The organism is Acinetobacter sp. V110_1, assembly GCF_031798975.1.
Taxonomy (GTDB): domain Bacteria; phylum Pseudomonadota; class Gammaproteobacteria; order Pseudomonadales; family Moraxellaceae; genus Acinetobacter; species Acinetobacter nosocomialis_A.
Window position 1 is genome coordinate 698,326 of record NZ_JAVQNN010000030.1, and the last position, 18,295, is coordinate 716,620.

At 38.2% G+C, this 18,295-nt stretch carries 20 protein-coding genes; 14 read left to right on the forward strand and 6 right to left on the reverse strand.

Annotated elements, in window-relative coordinates; all coding sequences use genetic code 11:
• The 5 genes from RMA95_RS14275 to ychF all read left to right on the forward strand — a co-directional run bounded on the left by RMA95_RS14275 (nt 1) and on the right by ychF (nt 4,585).
• Complete coding sequence (locus tag RMA95_RS14275; protein ID WP_022574700.1) at nt 1–831, forward strand: MetQ/NlpA family ABC transporter substrate-binding protein; 831 nt, start codon at nt 1–3, stop codon at nt 829–831.
• A 13-nt stretch (nt 832–844) separates the two neighbouring features.
• Complete coding sequence (locus RMA95_RS14280) at nt 845–1,678, forward strand: MetQ/NlpA family ABC transporter substrate-binding protein (RefSeq protein WP_311072292.1); 834 nt, start codon at nt 845–847, stop codon at nt 1,676–1,678.
• A gap of 5 nt (nt 1,679–1,683) precedes the next feature.
• A complete protein-coding gene (locus RMA95_RS14285) occupies nt 1,684–2,760 on the forward strand; it encodes an ATP-binding cassette domain-containing protein (RefSeq protein ID WP_311071443.1) in 1,077 nt (358 codons plus the stop codon).
• Complete coding sequence (locus tag RMA95_RS14290) at nt 2,741–3,400, forward strand: methionine ABC transporter permease (RefSeq protein WP_005069679.1); 660 nt, start codon at nt 2,741–2,743, stop codon at nt 3,398–3,400. The genes RMA95_RS14285 and RMA95_RS14290 overlap by 20 nt, the downstream gene beginning before the upstream one ends.
• Nucleotides 3,401–3,493: 93 nt before the next feature.
• Nucleotides 3,494–4,585 (forward strand): redox-regulated ATPase YchF, encoded by a 1,092-nt coding sequence (gene ychF / locus RMA95_RS14295; RefSeq protein ID WP_004642544.1) that lies wholly within the window; start codon nt 3,494–3,496, stop codon nt 4,583–4,585.
• Between the two features lie 51 nt (nt 4,586–4,636).
• Here ychF and RMA95_RS14300 read toward each other — a convergent pair whose 3' ends face one another.
• Nucleotides 4,637–5,158 (reverse strand): Mpo1-like protein, encoded by a 522-nt coding sequence (locus tag RMA95_RS14300; RefSeq protein WP_263613531.1) that lies wholly within the window; start codon nt 5,156–5,158, stop codon nt 4,637–4,639.
• Nucleotides 5,159–5,249: 91 nt separating this feature from the next.
• Between RMA95_RS14300 and RMA95_RS14305 the strand changes: the two genes are divergently transcribed.
• Together RMA95_RS14305 and RMA95_RS14310 are read left to right on the forward strand one after the other, a co-directional pair.
• Entirely contained in the window at nt 5,250–5,957 is a 708-nt protein-coding gene (locus RMA95_RS14305) for a Crp/Fnr family transcriptional regulator (protein ID WP_263613530.1), read from the forward strand.
• A 169-nt stretch (nt 5,958–6,126) separates the two neighbouring features.
• On the forward strand, nt 6,127–6,462 hold the full coding sequence (locus tag RMA95_RS14310) for a hypothetical protein (protein WP_263613529.1): 336 nt from the start codon (nt 6,127–6,129) through the stop codon (nt 6,460–6,462).
• Nucleotides 6,463–6,531: 69 nt separating this feature from the next.
• On the opposite strand, the gene RMA95_RS14315 is transcribed toward RMA95_RS14310, so the two are convergent.
• Nucleotides 6,532–7,002, reverse strand: a complete 471-nt coding sequence (locus RMA95_RS14315; protein WP_263613528.1) for a hypothetical protein — start codon at nt 7,000–7,002, stop codon at nt 6,532–6,534.
• Between the two features lie 119 nt (nt 7,003–7,121).
• Here RMA95_RS14315 and RMA95_RS14320 point away from each other — a divergent pair, with 119 nt between their 5' ends.
• From RMA95_RS14320 to dapC, 6 genes are all read left to right on the forward strand, one after another.
• A complete protein-coding gene (locus tag RMA95_RS14320) occupies nt 7,122–7,844 on the forward strand; it encodes an AzlC family ABC transporter permease (protein WP_311072293.1) in 723 nt (240 codons plus the stop codon).
• 1 nt (nt 7,845) lies between these two features.
• Entirely contained in the window at nt 7,846–8,187 is a 342-nt protein-coding gene (ygaH, locus tag RMA95_RS14325; protein ID WP_311071451.1) for an L-valine transporter subunit YgaH, read from the forward strand.
• Nucleotides 8,188–8,315: 128 nt separating this feature from the next.
• Nucleotides 8,316–8,705 (forward strand): tautomerase family protein, encoded by a 390-nt coding sequence (locus tag RMA95_RS14330; RefSeq protein WP_311071453.1) that lies wholly within the window; start codon nt 8,316–8,318, stop codon nt 8,703–8,705.
• Between the two features lie 101 nt (nt 8,706–8,806).
• Entirely contained in the window at nt 8,807–10,024 is a 1,218-nt protein-coding gene (purT, locus tag RMA95_RS14335; protein ID WP_311071455.1) for a formate-dependent phosphoribosylglycinamide formyltransferase, read from the forward strand.
• 27 nt (nt 10,025–10,051) lie between these two features.
• Entirely contained in the window at nt 10,052–12,715 is a 2,664-nt protein-coding gene (gene glnD, locus RMA95_RS14340; RefSeq protein WP_263613524.1) for a [protein-PII] uridylyltransferase, read from the forward strand.
• Between the two features lie 25 nt (nt 12,716–12,740).
• The gene (gene dapC, locus RMA95_RS14345) at nt 12,741–13,910 is read left to right on the forward strand and encodes a succinyldiaminopimelate transaminase (protein WP_311072295.1); all 1,170 of its coding nucleotides are present in this window, start codon (nt 12,741–12,743) and stop codon (nt 13,908–13,910) included.
• Nucleotides 13,911–13,970: 60 nt separating this feature from the next.
• On the opposite strand, the gene RMA95_RS14350 is transcribed toward dapC, so the two are convergent.
• The 4 genes from RMA95_RS14350 to msrB all read right to left on the reverse strand — a co-directional run bounded on the left by RMA95_RS14350 (nt 13,971) and on the right by msrB (nt 16,414).
• The gene (locus tag RMA95_RS14350; protein WP_308964526.1) at nt 13,971–14,603 is read right to left on the reverse strand and encodes a LysE family translocator; all 633 of its coding nucleotides are present in this window, start codon (nt 14,601–14,603) and stop codon (nt 13,971–13,973) included.
• A gap of 64 nt (nt 14,604–14,667) precedes the next feature.
• A complete protein-coding gene (locus RMA95_RS14355; RefSeq protein ID WP_311072297.1) occupies nt 14,668–15,513 on the reverse strand; it encodes an AraC family transcriptional regulator in 846 nt (281 codons plus the stop codon).
• Nucleotides 15,513–15,998 carry a glutathione peroxidase gene (locus tag RMA95_RS14360; RefSeq protein ID WP_311071457.1) on the reverse strand — a complete coding sequence of 162 codons (486 nt, stop codon included), beginning with the start codon at nt 15,996–15,998 and terminating at the stop codon, nt 15,513–15,515. The genes RMA95_RS14355 and RMA95_RS14360 overlap by 1 nt, the downstream gene beginning before the upstream one ends.
• Nucleotides 15,995–16,414 carry a peptide-methionine (R)-S-oxide reductase MsrB gene (gene msrB / locus RMA95_RS14365; RefSeq protein WP_004702186.1) on the reverse strand — a complete coding sequence of 140 codons (420 nt, stop codon included), beginning with the start codon at nt 16,412–16,414 and terminating at the stop codon, nt 15,995–15,997. Before msrB ends, RMA95_RS14360 begins: the two co-directional genes overlap by 4 nt.
• 240 nt (nt 16,415–16,654) lie before the next feature.
• Here msrB and RMA95_RS14370 point away from each other — a divergent pair, with 240 nt between their 5' ends.
• Complete coding sequence (locus RMA95_RS14370) at nt 16,655–18,085, forward strand: pyridoxal phosphate-dependent aminotransferase (RefSeq protein WP_311071459.1); 1,431 nt, start codon at nt 16,655–16,657, stop codon at nt 18,083–18,085.
• The last annotated feature ends 210 nt before the right edge of the window (nt 18,086–18,295 follow it).

Sequence of the window (18,295 nt, forward strand, 5' to 3'; positions counted from 1 at the left end):
ATGGCTCAAACAGCCTCAAAAAAATGGCTAGGCGTAGGCTTAGTCGTTGTAGTGCTTTTTATTGCTTTATTCTTATGGAATAAACATCGTCAAAGTGGCTCAAATGAACTTGTGATTGGTATTAGTCCACCATTTGCAAAACCTTTACAAGCTGCTGCCGATGAAGCAAAGAAACAAGGTTTAAATGTAAAACTGGTTGAGTTTTCTGACTGGAACACACCAAACATTACCTTAAATCATGGGGATATTGATGCGAACTTTTTCCAGCATCAACCTTTCTTAGACAATGCAATTAAAGAAACTGGCTTTAAGTTAAAGGCATTTGCAGTAGGTGCTGCATCACATGTGGGACTTTACTCAAAAAAGTATAAAAGCTTAGATGAATTGCCACAAAACGCACGCGTAGTCATCCCAAATGATCCAGTGAATCAAGGTCGTGCTCTACTACTTTTACAGCAAGCTAAATTAATTACGCTTAAAGATTCAAACAATCATTTATCTGCACTTAAAGATGTTGTTTCAAACCCTAAAAACTTGCAATTCATCGAGGTTGAAGGACCACAAACTGCTCGTGCAATTGATGATGTTGACTTGGCTTTTGGCTACCCACACTACTTACGCTTAGCAAAAACAGCTGACCCTAATAGTGCGCTTTTACTGGATGACAATACCAATAAACGTTATGCCATTTTGTTTGTAGTACGTGACGACTATCAAGATAAGGGCGACAAATTAAAGAAATTTGTTGAGATCTATCAAAACTCACCAAAAGTTAAAGCTGTGTTAGATGCTGAAATTGGGCCAAAACTTTGGTTCCCTGGCTGGAAGTAATAACGGAAAGATTATGGCGATTCAGTTCAAACAGCATAAGCCTTGGTTACTCGGAATTACGATTGTTATCGTAGTTCTGGGCCTTGTCGGTTACCGCTATATTAAAAATAAACAAGCCGATGATGTTTTAACGATTGGCATTAGCCCACCGTATGCTGAATTATTACAAAGCGTTGCCAATGAAGTAGAAAAGCAAGGCGTTCATGTCAAACTCGTTGAATTTTCTGACTGGCGAGCACCAAATGTTGCCGTACAAAACGGTGATATTGATGCAAACTTTTTCCAGCAAAGCGTATTTCTACGTAATGCTGTTAAAGAAACTGGCTATGACTTACACGCATTTGGTGTGGGTTCAGGAAGTCATGTGGGTTTATATTCAAAAAAATATAAATCACTTAAAGACTTACCTTCAAATGCACGTGTTGCTATTCCAAACGATCCGGTCAATTTAGCCCGTGCTTTAATTTTATTGCATCGTGCTGGCTTAATTCAGCTTAAAGATATTAATAATGAACTTTCAACTACTCAAGACATTATTGCTAATCCGAAACAGCTGAGCTTCGTTGAAGTTGAAGGACCACAGACAGCACATGCATATAACGATGTCGATTTAATTTTCGGCTTCCCTCACTACTTAAAAATGGCAAAGGTAACCGACCCACATAGCGTATTATTTTTAGATCCAATCGATAAAAAATATGCAATTTTGTTTGTGACCCGTCGCGATTATCAAGATAAAAACCAAAAACTTGCAACCTTTGTTAAAGCATTCCAGAACTCAAAACAAGCACAAGATATTCTGGATAAAGACTTTGGCCAAGGTATGTGGTTTCAAGGCTGGAAATAAGGAGAATGACGATGGTGAGTTTTGGATCACAAGTTGATTTTTCTCTACCCCATATCAAAATTCGTGGTTTAAATAAGTTTTACCAATCGCAGGGTCAAAAACTGCATGCTTTAAAAGAGATTAACCTTGATATTCCTCAAGGTAAGATTTTAGGCATTATTGGAAAAAGTGGTGCGGGAAAATCTTCCCTACTCCGCACTTTAAATGGCTTAGAACAAGTAAATACAGGCAGTATTCATATTCATCAACAAAACATTGCTGAATTGAGTCATGCCAAGCTTATTCAAACTCGCCAACGAATTGGAATGATTTTTCAACATTTCAATTTGATGTCTGCAAAAACGGTCTGGGAAAATGTGGCATTGCCCTTAAAAGTTTCCAATTACAACAAAGCAGATATCGATGAGCGTGTAAATGAAGTTCTGGCACTCGTAGGTCTTGCAGATAAGTCTGGTCATTATCCATCACAACTTTCGGGCGGACAAAAGCAACGTGTCGGTATCGCACGTGCACTTGTCCATCATCCTGAAATTTTACTGTGTGATGAAGCCACCTCAGCACTTGACCCAGAAAGTACCGCTACTATTTTGGCTTTACTTAAAAAGATTAATCAGGAACTTGGTCTAACGATTGTACTCATCACACACGAAATGCAGGTCATTCGAGAAATTTGTGATCAAGTTGTGGTGATTGACCAAGGTGAAATTGTAGAGGTTGGGCAAGTCTGGTCTGTATTTTCACGACCAGAGCAACAAATTACTCAAGAATTGTTAAACCTTGAGCAGATCACTCTGCCTTTTGAAATCAGTCCTCTACCCGATGAAGATTCAACTCATATTATTGTAAAACTGAAATATGAAGCTGAAGCACATCAAGTACCCGATATACAAGAGATACTTGCTAGATTTAAAGCACCCGTCAATTTATATCAAAGTCAGGTCGATACCATTCAAGGGCACATTATTGGTTCACTTTTAGTCGGTATTCCTAACGTAGAAATTGATATTTCATCTATACGACAAGATGCATCAACTGCAATTGCACAATTTGAGGTACTTGGCTATGCACGACCAGCTCATTGATTTATTAATTACTGGAACTGTAGATACCTTACTCATGGTAGGTGCATCTGCATTTATTGCTTTTTTAATTGGCTTACCGATTGCTGTTGTTTTAGTCAGCACTTCTGAGCACGGCATTCATCCGTCACAAAAGATTAATCAAGCTTTGGGTTGGGTCATCAACATTACTCGTTCTGTACCCTTTCTAATTTTAATGGTCGCTCTGATTCCATTAACTCGCTGGATTGTCGGGACAAGTTATGGGGTCTGGGCAGCCGTTGTTCCGCTGACTATTGCTGCAATTCCTTTCTTTGCGCGTATTGCAGAAGTCAGCTTACGTGAAGTCGATCAAGGCTTAATTGAAGCAGCACAAGCCATGGGTTGTAACCGTAAACAAATTATTTGGCATGTACTTTTACCCGAGGCTTTACCGGGTATTGTGGCAGGCTTTACCGTGACTATTGTGACTATGATTAACTCATCAGCAATTGCAGGGGCCATTGGTGCAGGTGGCTTAGGAGACATTGCTTATCGATATGGTTATCAACGTTTTGATATGCAAATTATGTTAGCTGTAATTTTAGTGTTGATTGTTTTAGTCATGTTAGTACAAGCGACTGGTGATGCATTAGCCCAGCAACTTGATAAACGTAAAGTTTAAAAGCAATACAACCCCGCTCTAGCCATGACTTTGTCATGGCTTTCATGTAAAATCAGCGACAATTTTTAATTTACACATTTGTGAGTGGTTTTCATGGGTTTTAATTGCGGTATTGTTGGTCTGCCAAACGTAGGGAAATCTACCCTTTTCAATGCATTAACGAAAGCAGCGATTGCAGCGGAAAACTTCCCTTTCTGTACCATTGAACCAAACACAGGTATTGTTCCTGTACCAGATCCTCGTTTAGACAAACTTGCTGCGATTGTTAAACCACAGCGTATTTTGCCAACTACAATGGAATTTGTGGACATTGCAGGTCTTGTTGCTGGTGCATCAAAAGGTGAAGGCTTGGGTAACCAGTTCCTTGCTAACATCCGTGAAACTGATGCGATTGCTCATGTTGTACGTTGTTTCGAAGACGAAAACGTAATTCACGTAAATGGTAAAATTGATCCATTAGATGACATCGCAACCATCAATACTGAACTTGCGCTTGCTGATCTTGAAACTGTTGCTAAAGCAATTTTACGTTTAACTAAAGTTGCTAAAGGCGGTGACAAAGAAGCTGTTGCAACTAAAGCAGTTTTAGAGAAAATCCAACCTTTACTTGACGAAGGTAAACCAGCTCGCGCGGCTGATTTGTCTGATGACGAGCGTAAATTAGTTCGTGGTTTTGGTTTAATGACTTTAAAACCAACCATGTATATTGCAAACGTTGCTGAAGATGGTTTTGAAAACAACCCCCACTTAGACGCAGTTAAAAAACTTGCGGCTGAAGAAAACGCAATTGTTGTTCCTCTTTGCAACCAGATCGAAGCTGAAATTTCATTATTAGAAGATGAAGATCGTGCTGAATTCTTAGAAGCAATGGGTATGGAAGAACCTGGCTTAAATGTGGTTATTCGTGCAGGTTATGCGCTTTTAGGTTTACAAACTTATTTCACTGCCGGTGTACAAGAAGTACGTGCTTGGACAGTAAAAGTTGGTGCAACTGCTCCTCAAGCGGCTGGTGTAATTCATACTGACTTCGAAAAAGGCTTTATCCGTGCTGAAGTTGTTGCATATGATGACTTCGTACAATACAACGGTGAAAACGGCGCTAAAGAAGCTGGTAAATGGCGTTTAGAAGGTAAAACTTACGTTGTTCAAGACGGCGATGTAATGCACTTTCGTTTTAACGTATAAGTTAAAGCTTAAGAAAGAAAAAGCCCCAATGTGTTGGGGCTTTTTTTATTGTTAATGACTTAAATCCATCGCCTCTCGTTTACTACGCGCCTCTTGTAAAATACGCGCATGCAAAGGCTTTCTAAAACCCAGCATAAATATAAATTCTGCCAATACAAATAATGGCCCTATCGCAAGTCCTATTACATCATCAACAAAAGCAGGTTTTTTCTTTTCAAAATAATGTCCAACAAACTGAAAGACCCAACCCACTACAAAGAAACCAATACTTGCCGCTAACCATTGTCCTAAAGAAAGCTCGGCAATTTGGCTTGCCAATGGATACACAGCAACTAAAATAATCAGCATGAGTAAACCAAATACTTTATCTAAAATGAAGTAATAGATCGTACTAACTGCAATCAACACCATAGCTAAAGTCAGTTTAAAACTGCCAATATCAACTCCAGCTCTCACTGTTAAACATAAAATTGAAAATACAATAAGTGGAATACCAACAAAATGCGTCAAAATATTCTTATGATTTAAGTGGTAAGCCGCATATTTGCTAAGCTGTTGCTCCAGATTTGACATGAGTTGTTCCCTATTCATCTATCTATAGTCATACTGTACAAATAAGGAAAACTTAAAGTTGTCAGCTATTTGACAAAGTAATGATTTTTTCATGGATGGGCTGATCTTGGATCTTATTTATATTAATCGATTAAGAGAAAATACATGGTTTAGTTTGCTTCCAGAAGCATTCCAAAACTTTATTCTAGAGCATGGTAAGCAAAGAACCTTTGAAAAAAACAATTATGTGTTTCGTGCTCAAGATGAGTTTGATGGTATTTATACTGTGCTCGAAGGCTCAATTAGCTTGGGGTATGTCGATGTAAACGGGAATGAAGCCCTTTCTGCAATTGCTGAGCCAATTATGTGGTTTGGTGAAATATCGCTGATTGACCATGAACCGCGTTCGCACGATGCGATTGCTTTGAAAAAAAGTATCGTTCTACATATTCCTGCAAAACCATTAAATGAGCTACTCAAGGACAATCCGTATTATTGGTACTACTTCGCGCGCTTAACTAGTCAAAAGCTCAGATATGTTTTTTTAGAACAGATCGCTATCCAAACACGCAGTATTTCTCAAAGACTTGCTCAACGTCTGCTGTTTATTTTAGAGGGTTATGGCAATCACATTTTTATCCAAGAAAAGCAAATTCACATTTCTCAAGAGCAATTAGCTAATATGCTAACTACTTCAAGACAGACCATTAATCACGAATTAAACTTGTTAGAAAAACAAAATATTATTAAAATTGCCTTTAGAAAAATTGAAATTTTAGATATCGAAAAATTAAGTTTAATTGCAAAATCTAATACTTAAAGGCGCTATATAATAAAAACTTAAAATTAAATTAAAAAATCAGATAACACTGCAAAATAAAACATTGTTCAAACTCTATTTCACAAAATAAGTATTCCAAAACAGAAATTTTCATTTTACACTCAGACTGAGCAATAATACTCAAAAACTCAACAAGGCGCTGATTAACATGAAAAAATTATCAACAATTCTTACAGCTGGCGTATTGGCAATGTTAAGTGTTTCGGCATTTGCATGTCCAAAAGGAACTCAACTCCAAGGAGGAACTGGACCACATCATAAAGGCGGTAAATGTGTTGCTGTAAGCGGCAAACCTACTGCTCAAAAAGCAAAAAAAGAAGCTGAAAAAACAAAACAAGATGTTAAAAAAGATATGAATGAGCAGAAACATGCTGCAATGACTAGCGCAACTCATGCTAAACAAGAAGCAAATCAAGCTACTCACCAAATGAAACAAGATGCTGTAAAAACTGCGAACACTGCTAAAACTGCAACAAAACCATAATTAATATTGATTAATTTATGAGTTAAAAAAAGCGAGATTCAAAATCTCGCTTTTTTATATGCAGTGATTTTATTTCGGAGATGTATTTCCTAAATTTGGATTTGCAATTGCATCCTTACACTGCTGTTTATCGCGCTCGTAATCAGCCTGTTTTTGAGCAACAGAATTTGAATGTTCCACAGTTTCTCTTGCCCATACATCTAGACTTGTTAAGGCTTTGCGGCAAAGTGCATATTTTCCTTCAGTTACCGAATCTGTCATTTTTACATTAATACGCCAATCCGTACTGAGCTGACGTAGCGGTTTACGAACCTTATCATTTATCTGACTAAGCTGTTTTCCATAGACTAAAGGATCAACCGTGTTAATTAATGTCCATGCCTTATTTGCATAGACCGTTGCATCATTGGTTAATTTCGGCGCTGGTTTAATTTCAACTTTTTTATCCGTGCTCTGATTCCCATTATCACAGCCTTGCAATATAAATACGCTCGCACTCAGGATGGCGATATAAACTAAACGAGTCTTTGATTTGAACATATCAAACTGCCGAATTAAACATTTCGGCACTATGCTATTAAATTCGGCTACAATACTCAATCTTTCAAGTTTTTATAATTGGTTTACTGCCAAGGTGTTTTGTGTCAAATCAACAACAGATGGCTGCTCAAAAAGCAACTTTTTGGCAGGGTGCCAAAGATAGTCAAGCCATCGTACTCACTTATTTACCTGTTTCTTTTGCTTTTGGTGTTTCTGCATCTCAATTTGGTTTTAGCCCGTGGGAAGCATTTTTTCTTTCTTGTTCGATGTATGCCGGTGCTAGCCAATTTCTAGTGGTGGCTCTTTTAGCAAGTGGTTCATCTATCTGGTTAACTGCCCTAACGGTTATTGCACTTGATATTCGCCATGTCCTTTATGGTCCAGCGCTCTATAACCTAATTCCAAATAAACTGAACTTAAAAAAGACGGCTGTTTGGGCTTGGGGTCTTACAGATGAAGTTTTTGCGAGTGGAATGATTCAGCTTTCACAGCGCAAGCAGCAATGGTCTGAATCTTGGATGTTAGGTTTAAGTCTGTTCAGCTGGATGTCTTGGGCAAGTGGTTCGTTGTTAGGTGGCTTATTTGCAGATCAAGTCGCTCATCTTCCAAAATTTTTACAAGCAGCTCTAGACTTTTTACTACCAGCTTTATTTTTAAGTTTTTTACTCGCGGCTTTTGAACGTAAACATACTTTGGTTGTCGCTGTATCTTTAGTGGTTTCAACCTTAGCCTGTTATTGGATTAACTTATCTGCTGCTATTTTTATTGGTATTTTTTCAGGCATTTTAGCGGGTCTATTTAAACATTATGTGCTGAAACAGCTTGATGAGGTTGAAGCCTAATATGAACTTAGAAATTATTTTGGTCGGTATTATTGTTGGTATTGCCAATTTTGCTTCACGCTTCGGACCATTTTTCGTTATACAAAAACTACAAGGCACTCATCAAAAACGTGGTTCTGTCTGGATAAAAATTGCTTTAGGAAGTATTGGTATATCTGCAATTAGCGCCATGCTTGTGGTAGCAACTCTTCCACCACTTCTTAAAAATCCAGATAAAAGTTTAGCTATGCTCATCGGCTTTCTGGTTTTAGCAGGTCTTTATTTTAAATTTAAGAAAATTGTTCCAGCAACGTTAATTGCTGCGCTCGTTTATGGCTTGATCTACACTTATTTACCTTTATAAATAGATAAACTTATCAACCTTATATAATATATAAATGCTAGAAGTGATTAAGAATAATAACTTCTAGCATAAAAATTCATTTTTGAAATTTATTAAAAGATAAATCCATCTAGCGATTAGAGATAAAAATGTCACAAGTTAAAATTTATGCAAATGAACAAACCATCATGCAATATCGAGAAATGCTTTCTCATGCAGTTCATCAAGCGCTGATTGAAGAGTTGAAATATCCCATCGAGAAAAAATTTCAAAGGTTTATTAGCCTTAAACCGGAAAACTTTATCTATCCATCAGATCGAAGCCAGCACTACGTTATTATTGAACTTTCAATGTTTACTGGCCGAAGTAACGAAGCCAAGAAAAGACTAATTCAAACTTTATTTCGTAATATTGAACAGTATTGCCGAATTGCCCCACAAGACATTGAAATCACTATTTTTGAAACCCCTAAAGAAAATTGGGGCATCCGTGGTCAAAACGCAGATGAATTACGTTTAAATTATCAAGTTAACGTTTAAAAACGACTTACGCATTGTCTGACAAAATTCATCTTTTTATGCGTTATAAGGCTTAACTCCACCATAAGTTCTGCTATGCTTAAAAAAATAATTTTGTCAGGATGATTCGCATGAGCGTGACACTCGGTACCCCACTTCAATCTTCTGCATTTAAAGTTTTATTGTTAGGTTCAGGAGAGCTTGGCAAAGAAGTTGTAATTTCTTTACAACGCCTTGGTGTCGAAGTACATGCAGCCGACCGTTATGATCACGCACCTGCCATGCAAGTTGCACACTTTTCTTATGTGTTAAACATGGCTGATCCTGCTCAATTAAAACAGCTCATTGAAAAAGTTAAACCGAATTTAATTGTTCCAGAAATTGAAGCAATTGCGACAGAAGTTTTGCTTGAGATTGAAGCTAACCAAACAGCAACTGTCATTCCTTCTGCTAAAGCTGTAAACCTCACCATGAACCGTGAAGGTATTCGTCGCCTTGCGGCTGAAGAGCTTGGTTTACCTACTTCCGCTTATCGTTTTGCTGACTCTTTAGAAAGTTTCCGCGCTGCGTGTGATGATATTGGTTATCCGAACTTTGTAAAACCAGTCATGTCATCTTCAGGTAAAGGTCAGTCTCGTGTAAAAAGTTTCGATGAAGTCGATGCGGCTTGGGAATATGCGATGCAAGGTGGTCGTGTTAACCAAGGCACTGTCATTATTGAATCTCAAATTGATTTTGATTTTGAAATTACCTTACTTACCGTTCGTGCTAAAAACCCTGAAACCGGTGAAATTGAAACTCACTACTGTGACCCAATTGGCCACCGCCAAGATGCAGGTGATTATGTAGAAAGCTGGCAACCTCAACCAATGACACCTGCCGCACTTGAAGAAGCAAAACGTATTGCAAATAAAGTGACAACAGCACTTGGTGGCTGTGGTATTTTTGGTGTAGAACTGTTTATTAAGGGCGATAAAGTTTGGTTCAGTGAAGTTTCCCCTCGTCCACACGACACAGGACTTGTAACTTTAGCGTCTCAGTATCAAAGTGAATTTGAACTGCATGCACGTGCCATTTTAGGTTTACCTGTAAATACAGCACGCCACAGTGTGGCCGCAAGTGCCGTAATTTATGCGGGTGTAGATGCAAACAATTTAAGTTATAGCAATCTGAATGTAGCTTTAGCTCATCCAGATACCGACTTACGTTTGTTTGGTAAACCGGAAGGCTTCAAACGACGTCGTATGGGTGTCGCAACTGCTCGTGCTGAAAATACAGATCTTGCTCGTACTTTAGCGAAAGAAACCGCTGATCAAGTAAGCGTTCAAACAAACTCTTAATTTTTACTTATTGGTAGACCCATTTTCATGATCAATACATCGCCATTGTTGAACTATGTCTCAAGTCATCATGATATTAAAGCCATTAATCAGTGGCGAACGGATGTAGAAAAGCAGTTGCAAGATTCATATGAAAATGGGCAATCTATTCGTGAAATTATTAAAGCCCGTTCAGATCTAGTTGATGAGGCACTGATCTTTTTATGGAAACATGCTGAACTCGATCAGACTGAATTGGGTCTTTTTGCTGTAGGTGGTTATGGGCGCCGTGAAATGCTGCCCTACTCTGACGTCGATATCATGATTTTGTCAGAACATGAAATCAGTGAAGAAAATGAAAAACGTATCTCTACCTTTATTTCTTCATTATGGGACGTTGGAAACTTTAAACCCGGCATTAGCGTTCGTACCATTCAAAGTTGTGTTGAGCAGGCTGCTACCGATTTAACCGTTGCAACTACACTCATTGAAGCTCGTTTAATTACAGGTAATACTCAACTTGCGAGATGGCCTCGCCGCATTGTTTCACAAACGTGGACAGATAAAACCTTTTATGACGCAAAAATGGCAGAACAAGCTAAGCGTTACCACCAACACAACAATACTGAAAGCAATTTAGAACCTGACATTAAAAATGCGCCTGGCGGTATTCGCGATATTAATCAGATTGGTTGGATTGCCAAACGCCACTTCCGTGTAAACCGTATTTATGACTTAGTACATTTAGGCTTTATCTCAGAATTTGAGTTGGGCGTTTTAGAAGAAGCAGAAAGTTTTCTTTGGGAAATTCGTCACCACTTACACCGTTTAGCGAAACGTGACGAAAACCGTTTACTTTTTGACCATCAAAGAGAAATCGCCGCAAAATTTGGCTATGTTCGTCAAGAAGGTCAACCTGTAAATTACGGCGTTGAGCAGTTCATGAAACGCTACTACCGTACTGCACAGCAGGTTTCAACACTGAATGAAATGTTGCTGGCGTATTTTAGCGAATCGGTGATTACCCCTCGACTACCCAACTACGAACGCAAAATTGAAGTTGTTAACGATCACTTTAAAATTGTCGATAATAAACTTGCCGTACAGCATCATAAAATATTTGCAGAACATCCAAGTGCGATTTTAGAGTTGTTCTATATTTTAGCGAATAGACCAGATATCGAAGGTATTCGTGCTCGTACTTTGCGCTTACTGATTCTTGCAGCGAAAAGAATTAATCAAAGTTACCGTAATAACCCAGAAAACCAAGCATTGTTTATGTCGATTATTCGCTCACCGTATCGTCTATACGATACCTTGGTTGCGATGAAACGTTATGGTGTTTTAGGAAATTACATTCCTGCTTTTGGTCAAATTATGGGTCTTATGCAATATGACCTGTTCCATATCTATACAGTCGATGCTCATACTTTATTATTGCTGCGCAATTTAAACCGTTTTAGAGAACCTGAATTTGCCAAAGAATTCCCTGTTGTAAGTTCGGTTTTCCAACGTCTTGCCCGTCAAGATATTGTGTTTATTGCTGCTTTATTCCATGACATCGCAAAAGGTCGTGGTGGTGACCATAGCGAACTCGGTGCCGAAGATGCAATTGAGTTTGGGCGTGCACATGGCTTTACAGAGCGTGAATGCAAGTTAATTGCATGGCTGATTCAGAACCATTTGCTCATGTCACTCACTGCACAGAAAAAAGATATTTCTGATCCAGATGTCGTGAAAGATTTCGCTGAAAAACTTGGCGACATGGAGCATCTCGATTATCTATACACCTTAACGGTTGCCGATATTAATGCGACAAATCCAAAACTTTGGAACACATGGCGTGCATCACTTATGCGTCAGCTTTATACGCATGCCCGTGATGTAATCCGTACTGGTTTAGGTCGTCCTGTTGACTATCAAATGCTGATTGAAGACACCAAATTTGCAGCAAGTGAATTACTAGTAAATAACTTTGCATTGGCTGATGTCGAAAAAGTATGGCAAGAACTTGGTGATGAATACTTCATTAAAGAATCGGCCGATGAAATTGCTTGGCATACTCAAGCGATTTTAAAACACGGTGATAACCCAGAGCCATTAGTCCTCTTGCGTGCTCACCGTAAAGCAGCTCAAGATGCCGTGCAAATCTTTATTTATACACGCGATCAACCTAACCTGTTTGCCACAACTGTTGCCGTTTTAGACCGAATGAACCTAGACGTTCAGGACGCAAAAATTATCACGGCAAGTACGGCATTTAGTTTAGATACCTATGTTGTACTCGATCGTTTCGGTACATTACTTACCGACCCAGAACGCGAAGAAACGGTTAAAAATGCATTAGTGAAAGCACTTAGCCAACCAGACCAATACCCGGGACTCATGCAACGCCGTATTCCACGTCAATTACGTCACTTCGATATTGAAAATACAGTCGACGTTACATTGAATGAAGCTTTACAGCAAAACATGGTCGAAATTTCAACACTTGACCATCCTGGTCTACTTGCACGTGTAGGTGGTTTATTTATGATGCAAGGTTTAGACATCCATTCAGCTCGAATTGCAACTTTAGGTGAGCGTGCAGAAGATATTTTCTTTGTCACCAAAAAAGATGGAAAACCGCTGAATCACGAAGAGGTTAAACTCTTCTCGGAAAAACTGAAAGCTGCATTAGATGAAGCATCTAATCAAATTTGTCAGCACTGAAACTCAACTACTTGGTAACTGTTTAATGAACTCTAGCTTGTCGTTATTACATCCGTATCCATTTGAAAAGTTAAACCAACTTTTTAAGGATATTACCCCAGCTAACCTTCCCTTGATTCCTCTATCAATTGGTGAACCGAAGCACCCAGCACCAGAGTTTGTTAAACAGGCTATTATTGATAACTTTAACCATCTATCCACTTATCCAAACAGTAAAGGCTTACCAGAGCTTCGCCAAAGCATTGCAGATTGGCTAACTAAGCGCTTTAAACTGAATAGTATTAGTGCTGAAAACCACATCTTGCCTGTGTCTGGTACACGTGAAGGGATTTTCTCTTTTGTTCAAGCTTTAATTAATCGTGAAGATGCACCATATGTGGTAATGCCTAACCCGTTTTATCAAATTTATGAAGGTGCAGCGTTACTTGCAGGTGCAAAGCCATATTTCATTAATTGCACAGAAGAAAACGGTTACTTAGGCGATTTTGATGCTGTGCCAGCCGAAGTGTGGGAAAAGACAGCCCTTCTTTTTGTATGTACTCCGGGTAATCCAACAGGTACGGTGCTTTCTAAAGAGCAATTTAAAAAGCTGATTGCTTTATCAGATCAATATAATTTTGTGATTGCTTCTGATGAATGCTACTCAGAACTTTGGTTTGACCAAGCGCCTACAGGTTTATTAGAAGTTTGTGCTGAACTTGGACGAGATGACTACAAAAACTGTATCGTATTCCACTCACTTTCAAAGCGTTCTAACTTACCGGGTCTACGCTCAGGTTTTGTAGCTGGTGATGCTGATTTATTAAAACCATATTTGCAATATCGTACCTATCACGGTGCGGCAATGCCAGTACAACACCAGCTTGCTTCAATTGCAGCATGGAATGATGAAGACCATGTTGAAGAAAACCGTAAGCAGTATCGTGCAAAATTTGACTTATTCCAATCTGAGCTAGGCCATTTGTTGCCATTACAAAAACCGGATGCTGGTTTTTACTACTGGTTAAAAGTAGATAATGATGAAACTTTTGCCAAAATGCTGATGGAAAAAGCACACATTAAAGTTTTACCGGGTCGCTATTTATCTCGTGATACTGAGCAAGGCAACCCAGGAGCTAACCATGTACGCATGGCTTTAGTGGCAGATTTAGCACAATGTGAAGAAGTAGTTAAACGCTTAAAAACGATTCTTTAAGTCTCCTCTTACCAGTTGTATAGTCTTTTAACGATTAAGACTATACAACTGGGCTATACACTATTTATATGTAATTAAAAGCACAGCAAAAATAATAAAAGCAATACTAGAACAATAGTACAAACCTGTCGCAGAACGCTTAATTTTGTCTAAAACCCGCCCCTGAGCAAGTAATCCAACCAGCAAAATATTCCAAGCAAGAACAACACCAACCATCCATGTACTCATGAGCAGTTTTTGAATTAAACTGAACTTATATTGAATAAGCAGCATCAAACTACTATAAAACATAATATTTTTTGGATTTAGAAGACTAGACTGCACACCTAACATTAAACTTTTAATTTTGTTCTGCTTAATATTGGCTTGATCAATTAAATTGTTTTCTTCAGTCGAGAATGATAAGTCACTTGCTCTAGCAGCGTTAAAGCAAAGAAAACTCAAATATGCCAGATAAGCCGCACCAAGCCATTTAAAAAGTGTAAGGAGGCCACTACTCAAATCTCCAAGCAACATAAAACCAAACAAACACGCGGCTAAAATTAATGCATTCCCTAAAGTGATTCCTAAAATAACCCCATAAGTATAATGGCGTCCTTTTTGCAAAAGGCTCGTGAGAATAAGAAAGAAATCTGGTCCCGGTGATAACAGTGCTAAAAAATGAGTAAATGCAATAACTAAAAAAACGTCCATAACAGCTTCATCTATAAAACAGTATGGAAAATCTTAAAAATAGGAACTTATTATTTCTTGTAAATTATTGCGCGACTGCAAGTTGAAACTGTCGAGGAGTAACTCCTGTATGGGCTTTAAATGCTTTATGAAAATGACTTTGATCACTAAAGCCTAAATTAACAGCCAGCTCTACAAGTGAAATCCCCTGTTTAAGGAGTTCCCGAGCTTGGTTAATCTTTAAATTAATTTGAAATGCATGCGGAGTTAGACCGACATTTGCTTTAAATAGCCGAATGATTGCATAACGACTCAGGCCAACCTGCTGTGCAAGTTCTTCAAGAGAAATAAAACTCTCAGAAGAAGTAACGACCTCAACTAAATCTAGAAAATCTTTATATAGGTACTGCGGTTTTTGTATTTCTTCTAAAATAAAATGCGGCAACAACAAGCCGATAAGACAATCAAGAAGTGATTGTTCCTTTTCAAGAATTAGCTTTTGTTCATCAAAAAGCGCATCATTCATTTCAGTAAAAGCTTTATAGAAAGTTTCATCCCTTATAATGAGAGGCTTATGTTGAGGTAGATGTAAATCAAAACCTTGCTGTTGAAATTCAGAATACAACTGACTTAACCACATTATATCCAGATGCAGCATTTGATAACTCCAAGCCTCATTTGGCTTAGGGTTACAAGAATGTTCAATATGGGCAGGTACAATAACTAAAGTACCCGCCGAAATCTCTTGAGCAGTGCCAAAAGAACTTTGAAAAATGCTATTCCCCTCGTCTACTGCACCAATTGAAAATGTTGGATGGCTATGAGACTTATAACATGTCCGGCTACGACACGACTTTCGAGTTTCAACATAAGGCATTCGCCGATCTTGCCAAAACTCGAAAGTTTGAGGAATAGCATTCATTAAATTAATTAGCCTGCTAATGCTTTTTCAATATCAGCTTCTAAAGCTTCAGGTTTAGTCGTAGGTGCATAACGATTCAAAACTGAACCATCTTTACCGACCAGAAACTTGGTAAAGTTCCATTTAATCGTACTACTGCCTAAAATCCCTTTAGCTTCACGTGTTAAATATCTAAAAATTACATGCGCTTCAGGCCCTTTTACATCGACTTTCGCAAACATAGGGAACTTAACCCCATAGTTTCGCTGGCAGAAAGCCCCAATCTCTTTATTATTTCCTGGATCTTGCCCACCAAACTGGTTGCAGGGAAAACCTAAAACTTCTAAACCTTGATCTTTATATTTTTCATAAAGTTTTTCGAGGCCAGCAAACTGTGGAGTAAAACCACATTTACTGGCGGTATTTACAATTAATAAAACTTTACCTTTGTAATCAGAAAATTGCTTAATATCACCTTCTAACAATTCAGCTTCAAACTGATAAATGTTACTCATGGATAAGTTTCCTCGTCATTTTTTTCTTGTGTTTTAAGTTGTAATGATGCCGAGTTCACACAATAGCGCAAACCTGTCGGCTGTGGTCCATCTTCAAAAACATGCCCAAGATGAGCTTCGCAATCATGACAAACAATTTCTGTTCTGACCATACCATGCGTTAAATCTTCATGTTCTTCAATGACCGTTCCATTTACTGGACGAAAGAAACTTGGCCAACCGCAACCACTATCATATTTTGCATCTGACGAGAACAATTCAGCGCCACAGCAACGACAAACATAGGTACCATGTTGCTTAGTGTTCCAGTATTGCCCCGTAAAAGCTGGTTCAGTGCCCTTTTGTCGTGTTATCCGATATTCTTCTGGTGATAACTCTCTTTGCCATTCCCGGTCTGTTTTATTAACTTTTCCCATGACATGCACCTTTTATTCTGATGTAAACATAAATTGATAATCGTGTTTTATATTTACGCCATTCGTCAAAAAAACACTAGTCTCTGAACGTAAAATTTGTTGGAATTTAATCATCTAAGTAACAGTAAGCAAAAAGTAAGCAAACTACAAAAACAAAAGTAAGCAAAATTATGTTTTATTTCCTTCCAAGGAAGCAAAGATGGTGCTATTCTTGTTTGGCACGGTTGTATAGGACAAAACATGTCTCAGAAAAAAAGTGTGCTTTTCCAGCAACTATTACCAGTTATCAAACAGTATCAGCAATCGGGTTTTACCCACGAAAGAATTGTTGAACTACTAAAAGATCAACATGATCTAAATTTGGTAACAGTTAAAACATTTAAAAGTTATTTATACCGATATGCAAAAGTGAATCCAGCTATGTCTAAAAATACTGCTACTCTCCAATCCATGCCAACTTCTCGGGAAATTAAAAAATCATCGAAGCTTGAGCATGTTTGCTATGACATTCGCGGACCTGTATTACGAGCCGCCAATGAAATGGAAGAGCAAGGACATAAAATCATTAAGCTAAATATCGGCAACCCTGCTCCATTTGGTTTTGAAGCACCACAAGAAATTATTAATGACGTTGCTTTAAACCTACCAAATGCAATTGGCTATGTTGATTCGAAAGGTATCTTTCCAGCACGTAAAGCGATCTGTCAGTACTACCAACAAAAAGGTATCCTAAATATGCACGTAAATGACGTGTATATTGGTAACGGCGTATCTGAACTGATTGTCATGGCGATGCAAGGCTTACTTGATGATGGCGATGAAATGCTAATTCCAATGCCAGATTATCCGCTTTGGACAGCAGCCGTTAATCTTTCGGGTGGTACTGCCATTCACTATAAATGCGATGAAGAAAATAGCTGGTATCCAGATATTGCTGACATTGAAAGTAAAATTACTTCAAATACACGTGGTATTGTGATTATTAACCCAAATAATCCAACTGGTTCAGTATATCCACGTCACGTGCTTGAACAAATTGTGGCTCTTGCCAAGAAATACGATCTCATTCTATTTGCTGACGAAATTTACGACAAAATTGTTTATGACGGAATTGAGCACGTTTCAGTTGCCTCTTTAGCTGGCGATCAGCTATGTATTTCATTCAATGGTTTATCAAAAGCTTATCGTATTGCGGGTTTCCGTTCAGGATGGATGGCAATTACAGGTGATAAAAGCCGTGCAGAAGATTATATTGAAGGCTTAGATATGTTGGCGTCTATGCGTCTATGCGCAAACGTACAAGCTCAATATGCAATCCAAACTGCGCTTGGTGGTTATCAGTCTATTAATGACTTAATCCGCCCGGGTGGTCGCCTATATGAACAGCGTAATATCGCTTGGGAAATGTTAAATGAAATCCCAGGTGTAAGCTGTGTTAAACCAGAAGGTGCAATGTATTGCTTCCCACGACTTGATCCTAATATTTACCCAATCGAAGACGATGAAAAGTTAATGTTAGATTTACTTCGTGCCGAAAAAGTACTTTTAGTGCAAGGAACAGGCTTTAACTGGCCAACTCCAGACCATTTCCGTGTTGTTTTCTTACCAGCAGAAAATGAATTACGTGAAGCAATTGGTCGTTTAGGTCGTTTCTTAGCCAATCGCCGTTAAAAAAATGCATAATCAAAAAGGCATCTTAAATTAGATGCCTTTTTGATTTTTATATGATCCATGCATATATTTAAAAATACATAAGACCCAATTTAAATATCATTAAAAACTGACACAATATTTTGATTTTCATTAATTTTTAATAAATTTAATTTATATTAGTTCCCAATTAAAAATAAACTCATGTTTTTTACCATTCGATTAAATTAT

Coding starts and splice junctions, on each gene's coding strand:
- dapC (WP_311072295.1), top strand. CDS start 12,741: ATGAACTCTAGCTTGTCGTTATTACATCCGTATCCATTTGAAAAGTTA.
- RMA95_RS14285 (WP_311071443.1), top strand. CDS start 1,684: ATGACGATGGTGAGTTTTGGATCACAAGTTGATTTTTCTCTACCCCAT.
- RMA95_RS14360 (WP_311071457.1), bottom strand. CDS start 15,998: ATGAGTAACATTTATCAGTTTGAAGCTGAATTGTTAGAAGGTGATATT.
- RMA95_RS14350 (WP_308964526.1), bottom strand. CDS start 14,603: ATGGACGTTTTTTTAGTTATTGCATTTACTCATTTTTTAGCACTGTTA.
- ygaH (WP_311071451.1), top strand. CDS start 7,846: ATGAACTTAGAAATTATTTTGGTCGGTATTATTGTTGGTATTGCCAAT.
- RMA95_RS14315 (WP_263613528.1), bottom strand. CDS start 7,002: ATGTTCAAATCAAAGACTCGTTTAGTTTATATCGCCATCCTGAGTGCG.
- msrB (WP_004702186.1), bottom strand. CDS start 16,414: ATGGGAAAAGTTAATAAAACAGACCGGGAATGGCAAAGAGAGTTATCA.
- RMA95_RS14305 (WP_263613530.1), top strand. CDS start 5,250: ATGGATGGGCTGATCTTGGATCTTATTTATATTAATCGATTAAGAGAA.
- RMA95_RS14310 (WP_263613529.1), top strand. CDS start 6,127: ATGAAAAAATTATCAACAATTCTTACAGCTGGCGTATTGGCAATGTTA.
- RMA95_RS14320 (WP_311072293.1), top strand. CDS start 7,122: ATGGCTGCTCAAAAAGCAACTTTTTGGCAGGGTGCCAAAGATAGTCAA.
- RMA95_RS14275 (WP_022574700.1), top strand. CDS start 1: ATGGCTCAAACAGCCTCAAAAAAATGGCTAGGCGTAGGCTTAGTCGTT.
- RMA95_RS14290 (WP_005069679.1), top strand. CDS start 2,741: ATGCACGACCAGCTCATTGATTTATTAATTACTGGAACTGTAGATACC.
- RMA95_RS14330 (WP_311071453.1), top strand. CDS start 8,316: ATGTCACAAGTTAAAATTTATGCAAATGAACAAACCATCATGCAATAT.
- glnD (WP_263613524.1), top strand. CDS start 10,052: ATGATCAATACATCGCCATTGTTGAACTATGTCTCAAGTCATCATGAT.
- RMA95_RS14370 (WP_311071459.1), top strand. CDS start 16,655: ATGTCTCAGAAAAAAAGTGTGCTTTTCCAGCAACTATTACCAGTTATC.
- purT (WP_311071455.1), top strand. CDS start 8,807: ATGATTCGCATGAGCGTGACACTCGGTACCCCACTTCAATCTTCTGCA.
- RMA95_RS14300 (WP_263613531.1), bottom strand. CDS start 5,158: ATGTCAAATCTGGAGCAACAGCTTAGCAAATATGCGGCTTACCACTTA.
- ychF (WP_004642544.1), top strand. CDS start 3,494: ATGGGTTTTAATTGCGGTATTGTTGGTCTGCCAAACGTAGGGAAATCT.
- RMA95_RS14280 (WP_311072292.1), top strand. CDS start 845: ATGGCGATTCAGTTCAAACAGCATAAGCCTTGGTTACTCGGAATTACG.